General features: G+C 65.9%; 13 protein-coding genes. 5 read left to right on the top strand and 8 right to left on the bottom strand.

The window, feature by feature from the left end; translation table 11 throughout:
• Positions 1-17: 17 nt before the first annotated feature.
• Positions 18-3,104, bottom strand: a complete 3,087-nt coding sequence (putA, locus tag LQG66_RS26515; RefSeq protein WP_231327951.1) for a bifunctional proline dehydrogenase/L-glutamate gamma-semialdehyde dehydrogenase PutA — start codon at positions 3,102-3,104, stop codon at positions 18-20.
• 157 nt (positions 3,105-3,261) lie between these two features.
• Here putA and LQG66_RS26510 point away from each other — a divergent pair, with 157 nt between their 5' ends.
• Positions 3,262-4,503 carry a DUF763 domain-containing protein gene (locus LQG66_RS26510; protein ID WP_231318584.1) on the top strand — a complete coding sequence of 414 codons (1,242 nt, stop codon included), beginning with the start codon at positions 3,262-3,264 and terminating at the stop codon, positions 4,501-4,503.
• A gap of 4 nt (positions 4,504-4,507) precedes the next feature.
• Positions 4,508-4,969 (top strand): NUDIX hydrolase, encoded by a 462-nt coding sequence (locus LQG66_RS26505; protein ID WP_231318583.1) that lies wholly within the window; start codon positions 4,508-4,510, stop codon positions 4,967-4,969.
• A 24-nt stretch (positions 4,970-4,993) separates the two neighbouring features.
• On the opposite strand, the gene LQG66_RS26500 is transcribed toward LQG66_RS26505, so the two are convergent.
• The 4 genes from LQG66_RS26500 to LQG66_RS37470 all read right to left on the bottom strand — a co-directional run bounded on the left by LQG66_RS26500 (position 4,994) and on the right by LQG66_RS37470 (position 9,380).
• Positions 4,994-6,691 (bottom strand): methyl-accepting chemotaxis protein, encoded by a 1,698-nt coding sequence (locus LQG66_RS26500; RefSeq protein WP_231318582.1) that lies wholly within the window; start codon positions 6,689-6,691, stop codon positions 4,994-4,996.
• 835 nt (positions 6,692-7,526) lie between these two features.
• Positions 7,527-8,732 carry an MFS transporter gene (locus LQG66_RS26495; RefSeq protein WP_231318581.1) on the bottom strand — a complete coding sequence of 402 codons (1,206 nt, stop codon included), beginning with the start codon at positions 8,730-8,732 and terminating at the stop codon, positions 7,527-7,529.
• Between the two features lie 253 nt (positions 8,733-8,985).
• A complete protein-coding gene (locus LQG66_RS26490) occupies positions 8,986-9,312 on the bottom strand; it encodes a hypothetical protein (protein ID WP_231318580.1) in 327 nt (108 codons plus the stop codon).
• An 8-nt stretch (positions 9,313-9,320) separates the two neighbouring features.
• On the bottom strand, positions 9,321-9,380 hold the full coding sequence (locus tag LQG66_RS37470) for a hypothetical protein (protein WP_425601361.1): 60 nt from the start codon (positions 9,378-9,380) through the stop codon (positions 9,321-9,323).
• A 257-nt stretch (positions 9,381-9,637) separates the two neighbouring features.
• On the opposite strand from LQG66_RS37470, the gene LQG66_RS26485 reads away from it, so the two are divergent.
• Both LQG66_RS26485 and LQG66_RS26480 read left to right on the top strand, forming a co-directional pair.
• Positions 9,638-10,180 carry a hypothetical protein gene (locus tag LQG66_RS26485; protein WP_231318579.1) on the top strand — a complete coding sequence of 181 codons (543 nt, stop codon included), beginning with the start codon at positions 9,638-9,640 and terminating at the stop codon, positions 10,178-10,180.
• A 368-nt stretch (positions 10,181-10,548) separates the two neighbouring features.
• On the top strand, positions 10,549-11,079 hold the full coding sequence (locus LQG66_RS26480) for a ParB N-terminal domain-containing protein (RefSeq protein ID WP_231327950.1): 531 nt from the start codon (positions 10,549-10,551) through the stop codon (positions 11,077-11,079).
• A 205-nt stretch (positions 11,080-11,284) separates the two neighbouring features.
• Here LQG66_RS26480 and LQG66_RS26475 read toward each other — a convergent pair whose 3' ends face one another.
• The gene (locus LQG66_RS26475) at positions 11,285-11,794 is read right to left on the bottom strand and encodes a PRC-barrel domain-containing protein (RefSeq protein WP_231318578.1); all 510 of its coding nucleotides are present in this window, start codon (positions 11,792-11,794) and stop codon (positions 11,285-11,287) included.
• Positions 11,795-12,013: 219 nt separating this feature from the next.
• Positions 12,014-13,459 (bottom strand): MFS transporter, encoded by a 1,446-nt coding sequence (locus LQG66_RS26470; protein WP_256460640.1) that lies wholly within the window; start codon positions 13,457-13,459, stop codon positions 12,014-12,016.
• Positions 13,460-13,564: 105 nt separating this feature from the next.
• On the opposite strand from LQG66_RS26470, the gene LQG66_RS26465 reads away from it, so the two are divergent.
• Positions 13,565-14,500 carry a LysR substrate-binding domain-containing protein gene (locus LQG66_RS26465; protein ID WP_231318576.1) on the top strand — a complete coding sequence of 312 codons (936 nt, stop codon included), beginning with the start codon at positions 13,565-13,567 and terminating at the stop codon, positions 14,498-14,500.
• A 26-nt stretch (positions 14,501-14,526) separates the two neighbouring features.
• On the opposite strand, the gene LQG66_RS26460 is transcribed toward LQG66_RS26465, so the two are convergent.
• On the bottom strand, positions 14,527-15,528 hold the full coding sequence (locus tag LQG66_RS26460; protein ID WP_231318575.1) for an FAD:protein FMN transferase: 1,002 nt from the start codon (positions 15,526-15,528) through the stop codon (positions 14,527-14,529).
• Positions 15,529-15,533 lie beyond the last annotated feature (5 nt).

Below are 15,533 nucleotides of genomic sequence, written 5' to 3'. Positions count from 1 at the left end.
GCGACACCGTCCACACCTCATCCGCGTTCGCCGAGCGAGGCCAGCGCCGCGTTTCCGCCAGCGGCCGCCGTGTTGATCGTCAGCGTCTGTTCGGTGGCGAAGCGTGCCAGATAATGCGGACCGCCGGCCTTCGGACCCGTTCCCGACAGGCCACAGCCGCCGAACGGCTGCACGCCGACGACCGCGCCGATCATGTTGCGGTTGACGTAGATATTGCCGATCGGCAGCCGACCGACCCGGTCGACGAGCTGGCTGATGCGCGAATGCAGCCCGAACGTCAGCCCGTAGCCGGATGCGGCAATCGCCTGCAGCGTGCGTTCGAGATCGTCACCGCGATAGCGCACCACATGCAGCACCGGGCCGAACACTTCCTGGCCGAGATCCGCAGGCTGCGGCAGTTCGAACACGTGGGGCGCCACGAAATGCCCGACGTCCGGTGTAGTTCCGGCGTAGTGGACGCGCGCACTCGCCTTCATCTGCGAGATGTGCTGATCGAGCCGCGCCTTTGCCTCCTCGTCGATCACCGGACCAATATGCGTCGACGCATCCCGGGGGTCGCCGATCCTCAGCTCTCGCGCAGCGCCGACGATCATCGCGATGATGTCGTCGGCGACATCATCCTGCAGGCACAGCAGCCGCAGCGCCGAACAACGCTGCCCGGCCGAGCGGAACGCCGAGGTGACGACGTCGTCGGTGACCTGCTCCGCCAGCGCCGTCGAATCGACGAGCATCGCATTGATGCCGCCGGTCTCTGCGATCAGCGGCAGGATCGCCCCAGGACGATTGGCGAGCGCGATGTTGATGGCACGCGCCGTTTCATACGAGCCGGTGAAGACCACGCCGGCGATGGCTGGATGGTTCACGAGACGTGCGCCGATCGCGCCGTCACCGGGAACGAGCTGCAGGGCCGAGACCGGGATGCCTGCCCCGTGCAGAACCCTGACCGTCTCGGCCGCGATCAGCGGCGTCTGCTCGGCAGGCTTGGCGACCACCGTGTTGCCGGCCATCAACGCCGCCGCGATCTGTCCGATGAAGATCGCGAGCGGAAAATTCCATGGCGAGATCGCGACGAAGACGCCGCGCGGCCGCAGGCGCAGCGTGTTGGACTCGCCGGTCGGCCCGGGCAGGCCGAGCTCGGCACCGAACAGCGCCTCCCCTTCGGCGGCGTAGTAGCGGCAAAAATCGACCGCCTCGCGAATCTCGGCGATCGCATCATCGATGGTCTTGCCGGCCTCGACGGCCAGAAGATGGATCAGACGGGCGCGCTGCGCCTCGATCAGGTCGGCCGCACGCCGCAGTGCCTTGGCGCGCTGCGCCGCGGACGCCGAACACCACGTCGTGAATCCGGCCGCGGCGGCGTCAACCGCCCGGTCGGCAATCGCGACATCGGCCTCGACGACCGTCCCCGCGACGACGCCCGGATCGAACAGGCTTGCAACCTGACGTGACGGGCCACCCTGAGCCGTGCCATCGATGATCGGCGCTGCCGCTGCAGGCGCGGCGCCCGCCCGCGTGACCTCGGCATGCAAGGCCGTCAGCGACGCGTGATGTCCAAGCTCGACGCCGCGTGAATTCCGCCGTGCCGGCCGGTAGAGATCGCCCGGGCGCGGAATGTGCGGATGGCGCGCGGCTTCCGCCTTGCCGATGATCTCGGCCTCGCTGGTCACGAGCTGATCGATTGGAATATTCGGATCGGCAGCGACCGAGACGAACGATGAATTGGCGCCGTTCTCCAGCAGCCGCCGCACGAGATAGGCAAGGAGATCACGATGCTGGCCGACCGGCGCGTAGGTCCGGCAGGCGATGCCGGGATGGAGCTCGCGCAAGGTGGCATAGAGCGCCTCGCCCATGCCGTGCAGGCGCTGGAATTCATAGCCGTTCGTGCCGCCTGCTTCGTGAACGATGTGCGCGACCGTCATCGCATTGTGGGTCGCGAATTGCGGGAAGATGCAGGCGCGCTGCGCCAGCAACTGCCGCGCGCAGGCAAGGTAGTTCAGATCGGTCATCGCCTTGCGCGTGAACACCGGATAGTCGTCGAGGCCGCGCTCCTGCCCGCGCTTGATCTCGGTGTCCCAATAGGCACCCTTGACCAGCCGCACCATGAAGCGCCGGCGATGGGATTCGGCGAGATCGGCGATGAAGCCGATGACCCGGTCCGCGCGCTTCTGATAGGCCTGGATGGCGAGGCCGAAGCCGTCCCAACCTGCGAGCAGGGGATCAGCGACGACTTGCGCGATCACGGCCATCGAGAGGTCGAGTCGGTCGGCCTCCTCGGCATCGATGGTGAAGTTCAGATCGTACGACTTCGCCTGTCGGGCCAGCGCAATCACGACGGGCACGAGCTCGCGCAGCACGCGCTCGCGGCTGATCTCCTCGTAGCGCGGATGCAGCGCCGACAGCTTCACCGAAATGCCGGGACGCTCGGGCAGTATGGCGTTGCCGGCGGCGCGCCCGATCGCGTCGATCGCCTCGGCATAGGACTGCCGGTAGCGCGCAGCGGCGGGGGCGGTGCGGGCGCCTTCGCCGAGCATGTCGAAGGAATAGCGGAACAGCCGGCCGCTGCTTGAACCGGCGCGATCGAGCGCCTGGGCGATGGTCTCGCCGAGCACGAAATGGCTGCCGAGCAGCTTCATCGCCTGCCGGGCCGCGGTGCGCACCGTCGGCAGCCCGAGCCGGCGCGCCAGGCCGGCCACCACGCTCTCCGGCGTCTCGCCCGGCGCGATCACGCGCGCAGCGAGGCCGAGCGCCCAGGCCGAGGCCGTGACCAGCGGCGTGTGCGACTTGACCTCATGATGAAGAAAACCGCCGTGGCCGAGCTTGTCCTCGATCAGCCGGTCAGCGGTGTCATCACCGGGCACGCGCAGCAGCGCCTCGGCGAGGACCATCAAGGCCAGGCCTTCATTGGTCGACAGCGAATATTCCTGCAGGAAGTCGTCGATGCCGCCGAACCGCGAGGCCTTGGCGCGGATGCCCTCGATCAGCCGGCGCGCGGTCGCCTTGACGGCAGGCAGATCGGCCCGGTCCTGGGCGCGGAGCAGGCGATCGGCGATCGCGACGTCATCCTCGGCATAGGGCGGCGAGAACACCGGTGCGGCAGAAGACATCTTATCCAAGCGGCGGCCTCCGGCAGTTCAACAAGTGCTCAGCCTTCCGGAACCGGATGGCGAGCGCTGCGTCGATGCACGCTGCATGCCGCCAAGCTTTGTGGCCCATCGCTGTGTCTGATAGATTGGCGCTGCAGTTCCATTGCGCAAGGATTCCATGGCCCGTCGCACCGGCAGCGCCGATCTTCCGCTCCATTCCGGGCGCGTCCCGGCCTGGCTCGGCACGCGCATGGCCTCGCTCGGCGCCATCATCACCCAGGCGATCGTGCATCATTACGGCCGCGACGAATTCCTCAGCCGGCTGTCGCATCCGTTCTGGTTCCAGTCGTTCGGCGCCGTGATGGGCATGGACTGGCATTCCTCCGGCATCACCACCAGCGTGATCGGCGCACTCAAGCGCGGGCTCAAGCCGCTGTCCGGCGAGCTCGGCATCTACGTCTGCGGCGGCCGGGGCGAGCATTCGCGCAAGACGCCCGACGAACTGCGGCTGCTCAGCGACCGGCTCGGCCTCGACGGCGAGGATCTGGTGCGCACCAGCAGGCTGGTCGCCAAGGTCGACAGCGCCGCGGTGCAGGACGGCTTCGACCTTTATCTGCACGGCTTCTTCGTCACCGCCGACGGCAAATGGACCGTCGTGCAGCAGGGCATGAATGGCGATGCGCGCCAGGCCCGCCGCTATCACTGGCATTCGCAACAGCTTGCGAGCTTCGTCGACGCCCCGCACAGCGCGATCGATGGCCCGACCCAGGGCGAGATCGTCAACCTCACCGATCGCCGCGCAGCGCCGTCGCGCCACGCGCAGCTCGAGCTGCTGACCGATCTCGGTCCCGACCGCGTCGTCACCGAGTTCGAGCGGCTGAGCACGCCGGCGCCCGCGCAGGGCCTGCTGCCGCATCTGATCATGCCTGATCATCACGACGTCCGGCCGAAGGACGTGTTCGCGCGCCGGCTGCACGGCACGCTGGCGGCCGCCGCCGAACGCGGCCCGGTCGACTTCCCCGAGCTGCTGCTGACGCCGGGCGTCGGCGCCCGCACCGTGCGCTCGCTGGCGATGGTCGCCGAGGTCGTGCATGGCGCGCCCTATCGGTTCACCGATCCGGCGCGGTTCTCGCTGGCGCATGGCGGCAAGGATCGTCATCCCTACCCCGTACCAATCAAGGTCTATGACGAGACCATCCGCGTGCTGAAGTCGGCGGTCGGCAATGCCGGGCTCGGCCGCGACGAGGTGCTGGCGGCGCTCAAGCGGCTCGACGACCAGGCTCGCCGCCTTGAGCGTACCGCGACCGGCCCGTCGCTCGGTGCCTTCATCGCAACCGAGCGGGCCGCTTCGCCTGATCTCGATGGACGCTCGGTGTTCGGCTGGGAGCGCGATCTCATCCAACGCACCGGCGAGGTGTGAGGCGATGCCGGCGCGCAGCGCGGGCGTGCTCGCCTTTCGCCGGACAGCCGGCACATTCGAGGTGCTGCTGGTGCATCCGGGCGGGCCGTTCTGGCGCAACAAGGATCTCGGCGCCTGGTCGATCCCGAAGGGCGAGTTCGGCGCCGGCGAGGCGGCCGAGGCGGCGGCGCGGCGCGAATTCGCCGAGGAGCTCGGCACCGCGCTCACCGCGCCGCTGTTGCCGCTCGGCGAGATCAAGCAGCGCGGCGGCAAGCGGGTCGAGGCTTTCGCCGCCGAGACCGACCTCGATGCCGAGACCATCGTGAGCAATGAATTCGAGCTCGAATGGCCGCCACACAGCGGCCGCCTGCAGCGCTTCCCCGAGGTCGATCGCGCCGCATGGTTCGATCTCGCCGAGGCGCGGCGCCGCATCAATCCGGCGCAGGCCGCGCTGCTCGACCGTCTCGCAGAGATCGGCGGACGGTGAGCATCACCATCCGCGTCGCTCACATCACGCGGCGCGGACGTTGCCGAGGAATCGCCCGGTCTGGGTCTTGAGCTGATCCGACTGGCTGCCGAGCTGCGACGCCGCGCTCAGCACCTGGGCGGCGGCGGCGCCGACCTGGCCGGAGGCCTCGCGGACGCCGACGATGTGCTGCATGACACCCTGGGTGCCCTGCGCCGCCTGCTGCACGCTGCGGGCGATCTCCTTGGTCGCGACGCCCTGCTCCTCGACCGCGGCCGCGATGGTCTCGGTGATCTCGTTCATCTGGCCGATCGTGGTGCCGATGTCGCGGATCGCGGTGACGGTCGAGGTCGTCGCGTCGCGGATCGCCTCGATCTGGCTGGTGATCTCCTCGGTCGCCTTGGCGGTCTGCGCCGACAGCGCCTTGACCTCGTTGGCGACGACCGCGAAGCCCTTGCCGGCCTCGCCCGCACGGGCGGATTCGATGGTGGCGTTCAGCGCCAGCAGGTTGGTCTGGCCGGCGATGGTCTGGATCAGCGCCATGACCTCGCCGATCTTCTGCGATGCGTGCACCAGCCTGTCGACCATCGCCTCCGTCCGGGTCGCCTGCCCGACCGCGTTCTGAGCGATCGAGGACGACTGCGTCACCTGCTTGGCGATCTCCTGGATCGACGACGATAGCTGCTCGGCCGAGGCCGACACCATCTGCACGTTCTTCGCGGTCTGCTCGGCGGCCGCGGCCACCTTGGCGCTCTGATCGGTCGTGCCCGAGACGATGCTGGACATCGACTCGGCCGACGTTTGCAGCTCACCAGCCGCGCTGCTCGTGGTCTGGATCACGCCGCCGATCGAGCGCTCGAACTCGTCGGCGATGCGCGCCAGCACCGTGCGGCGCTCCTCGGCCGCCTGCTGCTTGGAGTGCTCCTGCTCGGCTCTGATACGCTCGCTCTCGGCCAGATGATCCTTGAAGATCTGCAGGCTGCGCGCCATGCGCCCGATCTCGTTCCTGCGGCCGGTGTAGGGCACCTCGAACGCCAGATTGCCCTTGGTGAGCTCATCCATCACGGCGCAGGTCCGGTCGAGCGGCGCGACGAGGCCGCGGCCGAGCCAGAAGGCGACCAGACCGGCCACGATCAGACCGGCGAGGCCGCCCATGCCGGCCCACAGCGCGCGCTGATAGACGACCGCATCGATGTCATCGACATAGACCCCGGCCTGGATCGCCAGCATCTTATCGCCGCCGCCATAGGCGCCGACATAGGACATCTTCGGCAGCTCGGTGGTTCCCCCGGCGCGCGGCACCCGGTATTCGACGAAGCCGCCACCGGCGCGCGCGGTGCGAACAATGTCCTGAATCAGCAGCTTGCCGGTCGAATCCTTGAAGTCCCACCGGTTGACGTTGATGTATTTCGGATTGGCATGGACATAGGTGACGCCGGCATCCGACATCCCGGTACCGTAGACGCCGAGGTAATCGGCATATTGCCCCCAGCGCATCGCGCCGATCGCGGCAAAGGCCTGCTGGCGGGCTTGATCCGACGGGATCTTTCCGGCTGTCACCGCCGCGTCATAATAGCTCAGGACCTTCATGGCCGAGTCGACGAGGTTGCGGACCATGGCCTGCCGTTCTTCGATGACGGTTCCACGCAGCATCATGATCTGCATGGCGGATACGGCAAAGAGTGTGACCGACATCACTGCGATGATGGCCGCCAGGCGCTGGTAGACAGTGAGGTGTCGCATTGTCCAAATATCTCGGTTTATGCACTGTTAGAAGCATACCGACCTGAACTTAACGGAATGCTATCCCTGGCTGCTGAGACCCGACTAATCAGCTCGCGTCAGCAGGATTCTGTTAGGGCCGCTTCACAACTGAGACCGGCCACGTGGATGGACAGGTCCGCGAACGGACAGACGATCTCCACCAGCGGTCGCAATGCAGGTTCACGACGGACATTGCAGACATGGAACTTCATCGTCGCGGCGCGTTCAGCGCCCGAGCTTTGCCAAGCGACACCCTCATCCAATCGAGGGCGCAGGGAAGACCAGGCATCGGCTGATTCCTGCGGCCCCCGTGCGGAAAGAATGCACGGGGCAGGAACCACAGGTTCAGCCGGATCGCCCGGCCTTCCCTGCGCAACGGTTTACGACTTATACGCGCTCTCCTCGGTGCACCGGGCTTGTTGGCCACCGTGCGCAACAGCGCGCCTTCAGCGCGCTCTCGCGGGATACCAGCATCGGGGTATCAGGACCACGCGACTTCGCCGTCCGTGCCGGCGGCCCTCGTCAGTCGCCGCCTGCACGTCCATCGCATCCCGCCTCAACGCTCCTGACGATGCGCAGCGCCCCTCGTCGATGAGGCGGGACCGGGATAGACAATCATGATTTCCGATAAAGCGAAATACAAAAATTTTCGCGCGCGCATCTGGACAGAGGTGATCGCATTGGACGGCCGATCGAAATTCGCGTTTTCGCGCAGGCCGATTCGACCGCGTTCGGAGGCATCGACGCGGGAGCGGCTCACCCGATCACGGACCGATTTGCCCGACGGGCACGCCAGCGAACGCCGCGTGCCGTCCTAGCCGCCAGCCATTGCGCGCGTCGGTCGACGTCGCCGCAACAGCAGCAGGATCACCACGGCGGCGCAGGAGCACACCAGGCTCAGCGCCAGCGGCGCGTTGCTGCCGTAACGGGTGAGCAGCTCGACCAGGATCGGCGCCGACACCGCCGACAGCAGGTTGAGCGGCAGCCCGATCTGCGCGGCCGTCTTGGCAAACGCCGCCTTGTCGTAGAACACCAATGGCATGGTGGCGCGCGCCACGGCCAGCGCGCCGCTGCCGAGACCGTAGATCAGGATGAAGGCGGCGATCGCGGCATGCGAGCCGCTGCTCAGCATCAGCAGCAGCATCGCGACCGGCAGCGCCAGGCCGGCGACGATCGCCGTGGCAATGCCGTCCCAACGGCCGCCACCGAGGAAATCGATCGCGCGGGCGCTGATCTGGATCACGCCCAGCATCGACCCGAAGCCGATCGCCTCCGCCGCCGACAGGCCTTTGGTCTTCAGGAGCTCGATCAGCACGGCGCCCATGCCGAACGCGACGAAGGCGTTGAGGCCGGAGGCGCCGACCAGCAGATAGAACGTGCTGCGCGCCGGCGCGGCCGCGGGCGGCGGCGGCGCGACGTCCGATGCCGGCGGCAAATGATCATGGACGCGCCGCGGCAGCAGGAACACGAACAGCGGCAGCGAGACCAGGAGCAGCAGGCCGGCATAGACCAGGCATGTGCTACGCCAGCCGATGAGCCCTGATAGCGCCGAGGTGAGCGGCCAGAAGATGCTGCTCGACAGTCCGGTGACCAGCATCAGCGCCCCGATGGCGCTGCGCGCGCGCAGGCCAGCGACCTCGTTGAGCACGATGTAGGAGGCGGTCGAGAGCGTCGCACTGCCGGCGATGCCGAGCAGCAGCCACGCCGCATAATAAGACAGCGGCCCCTGCGCGGCCGACAGCATCACATAGCCGGGCGCCGCGAGCAGCGTGCCCGCGATCATCACCCGCCGGCCGCCATGCTTCACGAACGGCCGCGCCAGCAGCGGCGAGCACAGGCCCATCGACATGTACAGCACCGACGTGCTGGCGAAGATCGCGGTCAGGTCCATCTCCAGATCGGCGCCCATCTGGCGGCCGAGCACGGCCGGCAGACTGAGCGTGCCCCAGGCGATCAATTGCGTGACGGCAAGCACGACCAGGACGCGCAGAAGAGAGGGATCGGCGATGACGGGGGGCATTTCCGGAGATTGAGCACTGCAGGAGGGTGGCGCCTGGACACGACGCACGGCGCGATAATGCTTTTAGAGCATTCGGGCCGCGTCAGCCCCGCTGTTTCGGAATTGCCGCCCCGACGAAGGCGGGGTACTCGCGCTATGCGCGGGCGATCGGGAGCCAAGGCAGACGTTGCGACCGGCTGCGGGCAAGAAAGCTGGACCACGTGGCAGCGCTCCAGCACGGCCGGCCTCCCCAGTTCAATCGGTCTGCGCTGCTTCATCGAGGCAGCGGCTCGGTGCCACGTTCCAGAACGTCGAGATATTTGCGGTAGGCAAAGACGCGGCGACGCAGTCGCCCGGTCGTCTCGCGGACGATGCCGACTTCGGCGAGGCGATCGAGGGCTTTGCCGACGGTCGGAATTGACAGTTTGAGCTCGGTCGATGCCGCCTGAATCGTGGTGAGTGGCCGACGCTGCATGAAGTCATGGACACGATACGCGGAGGCCGAGCTGCGCCCGAGTGTTTGGATTGCGGCACGATCTTCTTCAAGTAGGATGATCAACTCACCGGCAGTATCGACCGCCTGTGCAGCGCCACAAAGCATCAGCACAATCAGAAGCGGCCAAGACGACCGTCTCCATCGCGAAACGCGTGGATCGTCTCGAATTGCACATGCGCAAGCCCCGCCTTGATGAGCGGCTCATCTTGTTCCACTCATGTTCTCGGAACTTTAAATTAGGACAGCGCCCAATTAAAGGACACCCCTCTTTCGTTTAATTACGGTGTCCGAGCAACGCTCCGGGGCGCGGCTGAAGCGACGCCCCGCGAGTAGGGGGCGTCAGCCGCCCGAGACGCAAGACCGCCACGCGAGGCCTTGACTGGATGCTGAGCGCCGCCAAGGCTTGCAATTGCCATCACGAGGACAGTGCATGTTCGTCGCGCTTATTCGGGACAAGTCGGCCACATTCCCGGACATCGACAATCCCGAATCCATCACGGCGCTGAAGATATGGAGCTGCAGTTTCCGGAGCTTCAGCTCTCTGTCGTCTTTCCCCAACTTGCGAGAGCTGACGATCCTTGCCTATCCCGACCCGAGCTTTGATCACATCGCACAATGTTCGAAACTCGTGAGCCTCAGCGTCTGCCACTTTCCGAACGCGCACGATCTTGCGCCGCTGCAGCGCCTGAGCAACCTCGTCTCCTTGTCGCTGGCGACTTTGCCAAGCTGGGATTCGAGCGGCAAGGTTCAGGCGATCGACGCGCTGGAGCCGCTTGCCAGGATCGACGCGCTGCAACATCTGGAATTGTTCGGCGTCCGGCCGCTCGACAGATCATTGTCGCCATTGAAATCCTGCAAGAACCTCAGGTCGCTGCGCTGCTCCAAATATCCCAAGACGGAGATCGAGCGATTTTACGCGGAGACCGGATGCTCGAACGAACGATGTCCGCCTCCCACACTCATCCGCGAGTGAAACGGTGGAGATGAGCCAAATTCGAACTCCCGCCAGGTCGAACATCGCCGCCCATCGCAACCAGGCCCACACGCGCCCCACCGGAATGCCACTATTTCTTGCGTCAAATGTGACTCACACCATCACTGGCGCGTCACCCTGTGGGCGAAACCGTCGGTTCATGGGGCGAAAAACGGCTTGAGACCGGCCGAAGGGAGCGATCGTGGAGAGCGGATCGTCGCGCTTGCGGTGCGCACGGCAATGTCACTACTGTGTATGCTCGTGCCCGGTGTCTCCATCCGTCCGCGACCACTGGTTCCGGATGTCGGATCCAGGACAAGTTCGGCTTGGTACGCTGGATCGGGCTCGATCACTACGGAGCAGAAGCAGTGTTCAAACCGGAAAGCTTCCCGATCGAGAAGATCTTCGTTCCCGAGAAAATGCGGAAGGCCCTCAAACCCGAACTGGTTCAAGAACTGGCGGAGAGCATTCTCGACATCGGACAACAGTCCCCCATCGTTGTTCGGCGGGAGAAGGACCGCTTCGTTCTGGTCGAGGGGCTGCATCGGCTGGAAGCCTGCAGAGCGCTCGGGGAACGTGCCATCATCGGACTGCTGGTCTCGGCTGAGGAGGCACGTCAGAAGCCGCCGGGGTCCCAGGCTGCGGACCCGGAACTGCAGAACATGGAGCGGCTCCGAAAGCTCCGTCTCGAAAGGGAGGCCGCGGAGAAGCTGGCCGGGACTTCGAGAGCGGACCTGGCGACGAACGCTGCGACGCGTCAGCGAGAACACCCGGAGAAGACCAACCGGAGCAAGCTGAAGGCGGCGCCGAAACAATCGGGTCGCGAGCGTTCGGGATCATCAGCGAGGACGCTGTCGGATTGGATCAAGCAACAAGAGCGCAGTGGTGGTCGCTACTGACGGTTCACCGGGCTGCCGCGCGACCGCAGGTCGCCAACTGCAACATGTCATGCCTCGTGCGCCGTATCCCGACGCGAGGGCGTTGGACAGCGCAAGATTTCAAACCCTCGACATTGACCGATGCACGCGGTCGCCCTGATAAAAAGTCACGCGCGGCAAGCCGCGCGTGACTTCGGTGACACTGCGTTCAGGAGCGACTTCGCGCTCAGTTGTACTCGAACTTGGGCATCGCCTTCAGCTGATCCGCCGTCAGATTGATGACTGCATGATCCGGGTACCACCGCTCGCCGCTACTTCGGACCGGCGCTGCTGTCGTTGCCGCTCCAGTCGTTGTCTGACGTCCGACATCGGCGGTTTTGGGTGATGCCGTCGATGCGACTTTCATTTCGACCGCTTGATTGCTGAACTTGAGCTGCTCATAGCTGACCGCGACCATCCGCTCCCCAACGCCGAGAAATCCACCGACACCAAGAATCGCCGTCTGGATCGTTCCCGTTTGATCCACCAGGAGGTCCGAGATGTCGCCGAGCTTCTCATTGTTCTGATTGTAGACCTCGAGACCGATCAGCTTGTAGACCCGCCATTGATTGCTGTAGGCCTGATTGGCGCCAGCCACGGTTGCTTCGGTCCGCGTTGCCGATGCCGGGGTTTCCGCCATTGCGGTGCTGGCGGCGAAAACGGCCGCGACCGCTCCGACGAGGATGATCTTCTTCATTGTTCTGCTCCGGGACATGCCTGCTCATGAGACTGAGAAGGCGGGTGAGCGTCGGGGGCGTCGCAGCGAATCTGGCAGCCCCTTTCGCTTCGGGAGGTCTACTCGCACGACACGCGATGGTTCCGGCGTTTGGGCGTATTGGAGCACGAACAGCTTGTGGGCGGTACGGCTTCTGCGAACGACGCACGCCAGAGGCGACTTTCATACGGCGAGCCGTATTCATCCCTTGGAGCGACCAAGCAGAGCGAATGCGACAACGGCGAGACCAAGCGTGCAAGCAGCGACCACGGTAAACGCCGTCGTATAGGCGTACGGATCGTTGCGCTCGAGCAGCGCGCCGATCAACGCGATCCCGAATGCGAAGCCGATCTGTCGCATCGTCACTGAGATCGCCGATGCCGTCGCCGCACGATCAGGCGGCACAGCCGAAACGGCCGCAGCCGCGATCTGCGCATTGAACACCGCGCAACCGCACCCGCCGATCAGCAGCGCACCGACGACGGCCCAGATGGCCAGTGGCGCGCCGAGGTCGCGGGCCGCGAGTGCGAGCAGGAGATCCGCTCCACCCACGATCCCAAGCCCACCGGCAAAGTACCAACGCGCCGGCAGCTTCGCCGCCAGCTTGGCGCCAACAGATGGCAGCAGGACCATGGGCACCGTCAGCGCGGTCAGCAGAAAGCCTGTCGCAGCCGGGCTCAGCGCCATGGGCCCTCTGGCCATTTGCGGCAAGTGGACGAGCAGGGCCCAGAATCCGATCGAGCCCGCGATGGGGACAAGGCACATCGCGACAAATCGCGACGAGCCAAATAGCGCGAAGTCGAACGCGGGCGCAACGTGCTGCCGCTCGACGCGGATGAAGAGCGCCAAGGCGCCGACGCACCCGCCAACCACGACTGGCATTGGCATGACGACCGGCCCTGCAGGGCCGTGACCAGCCAGCATGAGGGACGCGAGCGACCCGACGGCCAGCGCGAGTGCTGCCGGCCCGGCCCAGTCCAGCGGAGCATACGTTCTTGAAAGGGCCTGGTCGCTTGCGGTTCGCGCCGTCAGCAGCACCAACGCGACGCAAATCGGCAGGTTGATCCAAAACACCCAGGGCCATCCCGACACCGCCGCAATGACAGCACCAAGCGGCGGCCCGGCCACCATCGACGCGCCGATGACTGTGCCGCATATGCCGAACGCCCAGGCCCGGCGAGGGCCGGGATAAGCGACCGCGAGGAGTGCTGACGCGGACGCCGTCAGCGCGGCGCCGGAAATCCCCTGCAGCACGCGCCAAGCCAACAGACCTGAGAGGGTGGTCGCGGTCGCACACAGGGCCGACGCCAAGGCGAAGACAACAGCGCCGGTCATGAACATGCGCCGTCGCCCGTAGCGATCGGCGACCGGGCCCGCCAGCGGCAGCGCGAAGATCAACGCCAGACTGTAGACGTCGATCACCCAGGCCTGGTCCGCAACGTCGGCGGAAAGGCTGGACGCAATATCCGGCAACGCCGCCGACAGCGCGGTGAGGTCGAACTGAAACAAGAAGCCGCTCACACACGCGGCGATCAGCGTTGATAGCGCGCCACCAGCGTGCTGCGAATCCGCGATCGCGTGTTGCGCCGTCCTGTCCACCGGGGACGGAGAGGCGGCTGTCCGGTTTGTCGAAGACGCGTTTGGCATGCCGCTGTCATGCCGCACGCCATCGGCGAAACGCGAATGATCGTTCCTCAAAACGGCATGAATCTATATCATGCCGCTGGACGACCTGCCCCAAGGACCAGCTTGATGACCCGACGTCTGCCACCCTTCGGCCCGCTCATCGCGTTCGACGCCGTCGCCCGCCACGGCTCGTTTACGCGTGCGGCCGATGAACTGGGTGTGACCCAGAGTGCGGTCAGTCATCAGGTGCGCCGTCTTGAAGACTTCTTCGGTGTGAAACTCTTGAACCGACTTAATCCCGGGGTCGAGCTGAGCGGCGACGGCGCAAAATTACGCGGCGAACTGGCACCCCTGCTGGACGGAATAGCGGGCCTTGAGCCGAGCTTGCGCCGTCGACCCGGCCGGCAAACGCTGCGCCTGGGGGCCGGCTCTTCGTTGGCCGCATGGTGGTTGGTTCGCCGGCTGAGAACCTTTCGCGCGCTCCACTCGGATATCGAGATCGACTTCGTGCCCATCGAGTCCGAGGCTGCTGGCGAGCCGTCGCTGGACGTGCGGATTTTGTGGACCACGCTGCCAGAGTCCCGTGCCACGTCATTGCAGGCGTCGCTTTTTCGCGAGCGTGTCTTTCCAGTCTGCGCTCCGTCGCTGCTTCCGCGTGGTAGGCCGCTGTCCGACCCAGCGGCGCTGCTCGACCTCCCGTTGATCCAGAAAGGTCATACTCCATCGGGTGAATGGAGTTGGGCCTATTGGTTGCCGAAACTTGGGCTCGAGCGCGCCGCGCCGCGCGGTCTTGTCCTGGGAGACATGGGCCTTTGCCTGACAGCCGCCGTGGACGGAGCCGGCGTCGCCATCGCGCGCTCGCTCCTCGTCGCCGATGCGATCAACGACGGACGTCTTGTCCCTGCGCTTGCAACCACTCCCGATGTGCTCTCGACCAAGGTCCACGTTGCACGCTGGAAGCCGGACCTGATCGGAGACCGCAACACCCAGGCTCTGGTCAGCTGGCTCGCGCAGGCCGCCGAGGAGACCAGCCGTGGTGTGTCGAACGGCTCACCCGCGTGATGGCTCGTTCGGCACAACGGCGTCGCTCAAGCGCCGTACACGAACAAAGCTCCAATGGAATTAGTAACGCGGGCCTGCACGCCAGGTCGCGTGGCCACGACGTTCGCTATCCCTGACGACGGCATCAGGCTGAATGCAGTCGACAGCGCATCCGCTTCGGTGGCGGTTGGCGCAATGACACTCACCGTGCTGTAGCGCTGCGGACTGCGTCCCGTCGCTGGATCGAACAAGTGGGTAAACCGGCCTGCGGAATCGAACCGGAATCCGGCGCCGGCCGATGTCGCGACGGCACGATCGACGAGGTCGACGGTTTCGGCGAGCGCGCCCGGATGGTCGGGATCGGCAAGGCCGACGCGCCACGGCGTCCCCTCGGGTCTCGCGCCGATGGCCCGGACCTCGCCCATATTCACCAACGTCGTCGAGAGCCCCGCCGCACGCAGTCTGTCGACCACACGGTCGGTGGCATAGCCCTGCGCAATCCCGTTCAGCGTGATCGCTGCGCCGTGCTTGACCAGAACGACACGATCCTCATTCACAACGAGTCCGTGGCGGCCGACCTTCGCCAGTGCTTCGGCCAGCTTCGCTGGCGAAGGCCCTCCGCTATCCGGGCTGTCGGACGCGAAATGATCCGCATAGAGCTGCCACAGCGGCTGCACCGTCGGATCAAATGCTCCGTCGGTCAATCCGCCGAACAGCAGCGAGGCTTTCAGCAACGTCACCATGTCGGCGTCGGGAGCGACGAGAATGCCGGTGCGGTTGAGGGTACAGATCGCAGAGTCCGCGCGGTACAGGCTGAACTGCTGCTCCAGCCGCCGCACATCCTGGATACAACGCTCGACCAGCCGTGCGGCCTCGGCCCGGTCCGGATGATGGATCTCGATCGACACCTGTGCGCCGAGCGCGGATCCGCACCAACGCACCGGATCGCCCGCCGCCGCGGCGGTTCGCCTGCCGGTCAGGAATGCCGATCCGGCTGCGCATGCGGCAATGACGATCATGCGCCGGCGGGTGAGACTTCGATCGAACATTGGCC

This window comes from Bradyrhizobium ontarionense, assembly GCF_021088345.1.
In the GTDB taxonomy this organism is placed as follows: domain Bacteria; phylum Pseudomonadota; class Alphaproteobacteria; order Rhizobiales; family Xanthobacteraceae; genus Bradyrhizobium; species Bradyrhizobium ontarionense.
The sequence above is the reverse complement of the archived record's forward strand: the minus strand, read 5'-3'. Positions and strand labels throughout refer to the sequence as shown.

Coding starts and splice junctions, on each gene's coding strand:
- LQG66_RS26485 (WP_231318579.1), top strand. CDS start 9,638: ATGTTCGTCGCGCTTATTCGGGACAAGTCGGCCACATTCCCGGACATC.
- LQG66_RS26490 (WP_231318580.1), bottom strand. CDS start 9,312: ATGCTTTGTGGCGCTGCACAGGCGGTCGATACTGCCGGTGAGTTGATC.
- LQG66_RS26510 (WP_231318584.1), top strand. CDS start 3,262: ATGGCCCGTCGCACCGGCAGCGCCGATCTTCCGCTCCATTCCGGGCGC.
- LQG66_RS26505 (WP_231318583.1), top strand. CDS start 4,508: ATGCCGGCGCGCAGCGCGGGCGTGCTCGCCTTTCGCCGGACAGCCGGC.
- LQG66_RS26460 (WP_231318575.1), bottom strand. CDS start 15,528: ATGTTCGATCGAAGTCTCACCCGCCGGCGCATGATCGTCATTGCCGCA.
- LQG66_RS26470 (WP_256460640.1), bottom strand. CDS start 13,459: ATGCCAAACGCGTCTTCGACAAACCGGACAGCCGCCTCTCCGTCCCCG.
- LQG66_RS26500 (WP_231318582.1), bottom strand. CDS start 6,691: ATGCGACACCTCACTGTCTACCAGCGCCTGGCGGCCATCATCGCAGTG.
- LQG66_RS26495 (WP_231318581.1), bottom strand. CDS start 8,732: ATGCCCCCCGTCATCGCCGATCCCTCTCTTCTGCGCGTCCTGGTCGTG.
- putA (WP_231327951.1), bottom strand. CDS start 3,104: ATGTCTTCTGCCGCACCGGTGTTCTCGCCGCCCTATGCCGAGGATGAC.
- LQG66_RS26475 (WP_231318578.1), bottom strand. CDS start 11,794: ATGAAGAAGATCATCCTCGTCGGAGCGGTCGCGGCCGTTTTCGCCGCC.
- LQG66_RS26465 (WP_231318576.1), top strand. CDS start 13,565: ATGACCCGACGTCTGCCACCCTTCGGCCCGCTCATCGCGTTCGACGCC.